We start from the raw sequence: 7,576 nt of genomic DNA on the forward strand, positions 1-7,576 counted from the left end.
TGGCAAGCGCGTTGGCGTCATCTCCCTGCCGGCAGACGCTCCCGACAAACCCTACAAGGCCAAACGGGGGAGTGCCTGGGCGACGCAGGTGCGCGTTGGGACGACCTCGCGCGAGGCGACGGACGACGAGGAAGCGTGGCTGTACATGCAATCAGAGCGCTTGCAGTACGACCGCAAGCCGATTCCCGGAGCGTCGTTGAAGGATCTCGACGCGCGGCGTCTGACCAACTATTTCCGCGACGTTCGCCGGCAGGCTTATCCCGCAGCGGGCGACGGCGAGGGCTGGACGCGGCTGCTCGCCAATACCGAACTGATGTACGAGGACCGCGACCGCCTGATGCCGAGTGCCGGAGGATTGCTGCTCTTCGGCACGCGGCCGAACCGCTACCTGCCGCATGCCGGGATCAGCGCGGCGACTTATCCGGGCTACACCAAGGACTACAACGCGAAGGCCAGGGAGAGCCTGCGTGGGCCGATCGTTTCGCTGTATGGCGAAGCCGACGGCGGTGTCGAGTATCCCGCCGTGCCAAGGTCGTTCTCGGAGAGCTCCAGCGCCGTCGAGTCCGGCGTCATCGAGCAGGCGCTCGACTTCGTTCGCCGCAACGTCGAGGTCGAGGCCTGGATCGATGCCGGCGGCCAACGGCGCGAGCGCTGGGACTATCCGCTCGAGGCGGTGCGCGAAGCGATCGTCAATGCGATTGTGCATCGCGACTACACGATCACGGTTCTCGATATCGAAGTGTCGATCTACGTGGACCGCATCGAAATCATTTCTCCGGGCCGGCTGCCGAACACCGTAACCGTCGACAAGATGCGCGCCGGCTATCGCGCCTCGCGCAACGAACTGATCAAGGAGGTTCTGCGCGATTACCGCTACGTCGAGGCGAGCGGCCTTGGCGTTCCGCGCAAGATCGTCGCCGGCATGCGTGCGCACAACGGGACGGAACCCGATCTGGTCGAGGACGACGAGCGTTTCATCGTCCGTCTCTGGAAAGAAGCGAGGGCAGGATGAACGACCCGCAGGGCAAGCGGCTGATTGAAGTCGCGTTTCCGCTGAAACAGACGTCGATCGATGCCGTCCACGAAAAGAACGTCCGCCACGGGCACCTGTCCACGCTGCACATCTGGCCGGCGCGGCGGCCCTTGGCGGCGGCGCGCGCGGCGCTCATCGCCACCTTGCTCCCGGACCCGGGCGACAAGGACAAGCGCGACGAGATTCTGCAGCGGCTGGCAGGAACGGTCGTCAAGTCGGTCAAGCGCAAGAGACTGCCGTCCGGCAAGGTCGAGGAGGTGGAGTCCGAGGAGACACACGGCGGCATCCTGCACTGGGGGCGCGAGTCGGGTCCCGATCTGGCTTGGTTTCGCGCCGAGATCCGCCAGGCGTATGGCGGCCGGGCGCCGAAGGTTCTCGACCCCTTCGCCGGCGGCGGCGCCATCCCGCTGGAAGCGATGCGCCTCGGCTGTGAGGTGACCGCGGTCGACATCAACCCGGTGGCCTGGTTCATCCTCAAGTGCACGCTGGAATATCCGCAAAAGCTGGCCGGCAAGCGGCGCCGCTTGCCCGATTTCGCGCTCGCCGATGGCGAGTTCATGGCGGCCTACCTCAAAACGCTCGGGATGAAGCCGGCCGCCCTGCGGACGCACGTAGAGCTGCTGGCGAAGCGTGCGCCAGCCGATGCTCAGGGAGACTTGTTCGAGCACCAGCCGCTTGCTGCATCGCTGCTCGAAGTCGACCTCGCGTGGCACGTTCGCGCCTGGGGGCGATGGGTCCTGCGCGAGGCGAGGCGCGAACTCGCGCGCTTCTACCCAACGTACGCCGAGTTCTGCTCGCTCGTTCCCTACCGGCGCGTCGCCCTGGCGCGCGCCGAGGAAGAGCAGCTCAAGCTGGTGCCGACCAACGACGCGGGCGAGCCGCAGATCGAGCTGTTGAATGCCGGTTTCGACCAGAAGACCTACCTCGATAACGACAGCAACCCACGCTGGATCGCCAAGCCAACGGTCGCCTACCTCTGGGCGCGCACCGTCAGTTGCAAAGCCTGCCGTGCCACGGTGCCGTTGCTGAAAACCCGCTGGCTCGCGAAGAAGGACAACAAGCGTGTCGTGTTGGCGATGGAACCGAACCCCGACCGCACGGGTGTAGTGTTTTCCATCGACGGCAAGGCGGAAGCGCAGGGTGGAACGTCTGCCCAGCGGCGCGAGTACGACCAGCGGCTGGGTGCCGGGACGATGAGCCGCTCAGGCGCGGCGTGCCCGTGCTGCGGGACGATCATGACGATGGAGGACATTCGCATCGAGGCGCGCGCTGGCAGGCTGGGTGCGGTGATGACCGCGGTGGTCATAGATGCCCCTGGCGGCAAGGAGTACCGCTTGCCCACTGCGCGCGAGATTGAGGCAGCGCGAGACGCGGACGGGCAACTGGAGCGAGTGTTTGCGGAAGTGCCGCACGGATTGCCTACTGAGCCACTTGCAGCGACAGATGCGCTTGGCTTTCGCGTGCCCCTTTATGGCCTCAACCAATGGCACAAGCTGTTTACCCAGCGACAGTTGCTCGGCCTGGCAGGTCTGCTGAAAGCGACCCGCCGTTTGCCGGGAGAACTGCTGGCGCAGGGCTACCCTGAGGTTCAGGCGGAGTCGATCGCGGCTCTGGCCGCTACCGTTGTCGACCGCATCGCCGACCGCGGAAGTGCGCTGTGCTCCTGGACGGTGGGATACGACCAGATCAGGAATACTTTCGTGCGTTTCGCGCTGCCGATGAACTGGGATTTCGCCGAGACCTCGGTCCTGGCAGACGCCTCAGGCGGGTACCCGGGCGGTGTCGAGTGGCTGGCGCGCTTCGTCGAGCATACCGCCAGCTTCGCCGGCGACGCGCCGCCAGCCAGAGTCGAGCTGGGTTCGGCAACGTGCCCCTTGCACGGCGATTTCGACCTTGTGGTAACCGACCCACCGTACTACGACGCGATTCCGTATTCGGATCTGATGGACTTCTTCTACGTCTGGCTGCGGCGAACGCTGGCTGGGCTATCTCCCGCACTGGACCGGGGATTCGCTGCGCCGCTCGCGCCGAAATGGGATCACCAGGCGAACGACGGCGAACTGATCGACGATGCGTCCCGTTTTGGCGGCGACCGCGAGGCATCGAAACGCAACTATGAAGCCGGAATGGCCCGGGCATTCGCCGGATGTTTCGCCGCGCTCCGGCCGCAAGGTCGCCTGGTCATCGTCTTCGCCCACAAGCACCCCGACGCGTGGGAAACGCTGGTCAGTGCGATCGTCAAAGCCGGCTTCGTGGTTGACGGCAGTTGGCCGATCCAGACCGAACGCGAAGCGCGTACGCGCTCGCTATCGTCGGCCGCGTTGTCGTCCTCGGTGTGGCTGGTCTGCCGGAAACGCGACCCGGCCGTCCCCGCCGGCTGGGACGCCCCGGTGCTCAAGGAAATGCAGGCGTGCATCGTCAGCAGACTGCGCGACTTCTGGGATGCCGGCATTCGCGGTCCCGATTTCGTATGGGCGGCGACCGGGCCGGCTCTCGAAGCGTACAGCCAGTATCCCGCGGTCAAGAAGGCGTCCGAGACCGGCGCGGTCATGACCGTGACCGAGTTTCTGCGCCACGTGCGCCGTATCGTCGTCGACTTCGTCGTTGGCCGTGTGCTCACGTTGGGCGGCGCGCTTGCCAGCGACAGCGTCGGCCTCGACGACGTGACCACCTACTACCTCCTGCACCGCAATGACTTCGGCCTGAAGGACGCCGCTGCCGGGGCCTGCATCCTGTACGCGGTCTCGTGCAATCTTTCCGAACGGCAGTTGGCCGATCAGTACGAGATTCTCTGCCGTGGCAAGGCAGCAGACGCACAGGCCGCAGACGAGAGGATGGCGGCGGGCGAGACGGGCGAGAGTGGCGAGGAAGAGGAGACGAGCGGCGGTGGCGGCACGTTCCGCCTGCGCGCATGGGCGCAGCGCAAGCACCGCATGCTGGGTGCGGACGGCGACGGCGGTCGCACGGCGCCGCTGATCGACCAGGTACACAAGTTGATGCACCTGTGGAAAGGCGGCGACGTCACCAAGGTCGACGCTTACCTCGACGCGCGCGGGCTGCGCCGGAGCGCGGTCTTTGCGCAGTTGCTGCAAGCCTTGATCGAACTGGCGACACAAGGCGACGAGGAACGCTCGCTTCTGGAAAGTCTCTCGAATCACGTGCGCGGCCGCAGCGCAGCGGCACACGATGAGTTGCCGCTTGCGCGGCACGACGCACCCCGGACATAGGAAAGAAGGAACTGCAGATGGCCAAGATCAGCGCCAAGCCCTGGCACAAGGTGGTCGACTTGCGGCCGGATATCCGTAACGGCGAACTCTCGCAGAAGGAGTTCGCGGCTGACCTCTACGACGTGATGATGGGGCAGAAGCGGTCGGTCTACCACGATCCGCAGGAATTCTTTGCGCTGACCTATCCGACCGCCAGGCTGCGCGATCTGGCGCGTGACGTGGTTCTGCGGCTCGCCGGGAAGTCGGAGAAGGCCGTCCGCCAGCTTCAACTGACCTACGGTGGCGGCAAGACGCATGCGCTGATCACGCTCGTACACCTTGTCGCCGCGCCGGACGATCTGCCCGGGCTGCCAGCGGTCGAGGAGTTCGTCACGCACATCGGCATGCGGCCGCCCAGGGCGCGCATTGCCGCGCTCGCCTTCGACCGGCTCGATCTCGAGACCGGTATCGAGGTCAGGGCGCCGGACGGTGCGCTGCGCCGCTGCCGGATGCCGTGGACGGCCCTGGCGTGGCAGTTGGGCGGCCGCAGCGGATTGAAGGTTCTCGGTAAGGACGATGGCGAGCGGGACACGGCGCCCGCGACGAACGTTCTCGAGGAACTGCTTGCGCTGCCGGCGAGGGATGGCCTGGCGAGCTTGCTGCTGCTCGACGAGGCGCTGATGTGGGCGCGGCAGGCGGTTGGCATGCACGCCGACTGGCTGGGCAAGGCGACGTACTTCTTCCAGTGTCTGACGCAGGCGGCTGGGCGCGTCCCTGGCTGCGCGCTGGTCGCCTCGCTGCTCGCATCCGACCCGGCGCGCAGCGACGAGCTTGGCAAGAAGATCGAGAAGGCGCTCTACGAGGTGTTCCAGCGCGTCGCGGACGCCGGCGTGCAGCCGGTGGAAAGGCAGGATGTCGCCGAGGTGCTGCGTCGGCGGCTGCTTACCCCGGCCAGCTACACCAGCCGCGGCCAGTGGAAGCAGCAGGTGGTGAGTGCGCTCAACGGCATCTGTGCGCTCGACGAGCAGACGAGAAAGAGCCGTTCGCAGGCGGAGGAGCGCTATCTGAACAGCTTTCCCTTTCACCCGGACCTTACCGATGTGTTCTTTGAAAAGTGGACGATGCTGGAGGGCTTCCAGCGCACGCGTGGTGTTCTGCGGACTTTTGCGCTCGCGCTGCGTGAGGCCGAGAAATGGGCCGATCCGTCGCCCATGATCGGTCCAGCGGTCTTGCTCTGCGCACCGGCGGAGCGGGCGCTGACCGACGCGACACGCGAGCTGGCGACGATTGCTCGCATCGAGCAATACGACGGCAGGCGGCAGGACTGGCAGGCGATCCTGGAAGGCGAACTGACGAAAGCGCGACAGATCCAGGAGGAGGGTTTCGGGCTCGGCTTGCGCGAGATCGAGCAGGCGGTTGTCGCCACCTTCCTGCACTCGCAGCCGATCGGCCAGAGGGCGCAAACGCGCGAGTTGTTGATCATGCTCGGCGCCAACGGCGCCGACAGCATCGATCTTGCCAAGGGGCTGGCGCGCTGGGCCGAGGTCTCGTGGTACCTCGACGATACCTGCACGGCGGAGAAGGACGGGAATCTGCCGAAGGTCTGGCGTCTGGGCTCGCGGCCGAACCTCAAGCAGATGCACGACGACGCCCGGCAGCACATCCTGCCCACCGTGCTGGACGATGTGTTGGCGCGCGAGATCGCTCAGACCCGGTGTTTGACCGAGGGTGCGCGCGCCATGGGCGCGATCGTTCACCTGCTGCCGTCGCGGCCGGCGGAGATCGACGACGACGGTGAATTCCATTACGCGGTGCTCGGTCCACGCGCGGCTTGCGAGTCGGGTAAGCCGAGCGCCGAGGCGAAGCGCTTCATCGACGAGACGACGGCGGCCGACCGACCGCGCGCCACCAACCGCAACGCAATTGTCCTTGCCGTTCCGTCCCGGGAGGGAATCGAGCTTGCGCGCGAAAAAGTCCGCGACATGCTCGGCTGGGAAAAGGTCCGCGAACTGCTGAGAAGCCGCGATGACGTCGATACCGTCCGCTTCACGCAGCTCGAAGCCAACCTGCGTGTGGCGCGCGGTGAAATGACCTCGCAAGTGATCATGGCCTACTCGGTCATCCTGACGGTGAACGAGGCGAACGAGGTTGCGGCGTTTCGCCTGTCCACCGACAATCAGCCGCTGTTCACCAGAATCGTCAACGACCGGCACGCGCGCATCGAGAGTACCGCGGTCAATGCCGATGCGCTGTTGCCCGGTGGGCCGTATGACCTCTGGCGGGCGGGCGAGAGATCGCGCTACGTGAAGGATCTGGTCGGTGCTTTCGCGGCCACTGCGCGACTGCCCAAGATGCTGAATCGCGGGGCAATCCTCGACACCTTGCTGCTTGGTTGCGAGGCTGGCAACTTCGTCCTGCAGGTAACGCGCGCCGACCGGTCGGTGCGTACGTTCTGGAAGGCGCGTCCCGATGAGGTGGCCTTGCGCGAGCCGTCACTCGAGGTCGTACTTTCGGGTACCGCCACGCTGACCGAAATCGAACCCGCCCTGCTGGCGCCGGGAACCCTCCCTGGCCTGTGGAAGGCGGACAGTGACAACATCACGCTGGGCGATGTTGCCACGTACTTCTCCGGCAAGCATTCCGTGCCGGTCGACAAGGGCGGCTACACGGAGCCGTTGGCGATTCCTGGCGCAGCGCTGAAGGTGATCAAGGACGCGGTGGCGGCGGCCGTCAGGGCAGCTCGCGTGTGGCTGCTGAACGGGCCGATCAGCGTCTGGGGAGACGACGTTCCGGCGGGCTTTCTGACCGCCGAGGCGCTGCTGTTGCCGCCGCCGATAGCCGCGCTGTCGACCGCCGATCTCTTGCCGACCAGTCTGCCGGCGGCGTGGACGGAGCCAGTGGCCAGTGCGCATCTGATCCATGCCTCGCTCTCGCACAAGCGCGGCAGAGTGCTGCCGTGGCCGCTCGTGCGGCAGGCGCTCGACGAGGCTTTCCGCCTGGGCGTTTTCGAGCGCACGGCCGATTCACATGACTGGCCAACCGACTTCGGCGGCGCAGCCGGGGTGAAAATGGTCGTTCGCTGGCAGTCCAGCGAACCGCCCGCGAAGCAGGCTTACCGGGCAAGGCAGCTCACCACCGAGCTTCGTCCGAGCGAGATCCAGGATCTCGCCGACCAGCTAGGCGAGCTGACGAAAGCCGCCGCAGGGCACCAACTGCGCTTCTCGCTGCACATTCTGGTCGGAACCGACAAGGCGCTGCCCGATGAAGTATCGACCGAGATGAACAGGATACTTGGCGGGATCAAGCAGGGAATGCGGCTGGAGTAGTCAGGCGCGGA

The 7,576-nt window shown here is 66.0% G+C and carries 3 protein-coding genes; all 3 read left to right on the forward strand.

Features of this window, described 5'->3' with window-relative positions; genetic code table 11:
- Nucleotides 1-1,012: ATP-binding protein (locus RKP46_RS09830; protein WP_311106479.1), on the forward strand; the 1,012-nt coding region annotated here is incomplete at its 5' end.
- Nucleotides 1,009-4,260 carry a DUF1156 domain-containing protein gene (locus RKP46_RS09835; RefSeq protein ID WP_311106480.1) on the forward strand — a complete coding sequence of 1,084 codons (3,252 nt, stop codon included), beginning with the start codon at nucleotides 1,009-1,011 and terminating at the stop codon, nucleotides 4,258-4,260. The genes RKP46_RS09830 and RKP46_RS09835, both read left to right, overlap by 4 nt.
- Before the next feature lie 17 nt (nucleotides 4,261-4,277).
- A complete protein-coding gene (locus tag RKP46_RS09840) occupies nucleotides 4,278-7,565 on the forward strand; it encodes a hypothetical protein (protein WP_311106481.1) in 3,288 nt (1,095 codons plus the stop codon).
- Nucleotides 7,566-7,576 lie beyond the last annotated feature (11 nt).

The sequence above is a fragment of the Accumulibacter sp. genome, assembly GCF_031732815.1.
Taxonomy (GTDB): domain Bacteria; phylum Pseudomonadota; class Gammaproteobacteria; order Burkholderiales; family Rhodocyclaceae; genus Accumulibacter.

Excerpts from the sequence above, each read along its gene's own strand:
- RKP46_RS09835 (WP_311106480.1), top strand. The coding sequence starts at position 1,009 with ATGAACGACCCGCAGGGCAAGCGGCTGATTGAAGTCGCGTTTCCGCTG.
- RKP46_RS09840 (WP_311106481.1), top strand. The coding sequence starts at position 4,278 with ATGGCCAAGATCAGCGCCAAGCCCTGGCACAAGGTGGTCGACTTGCGG.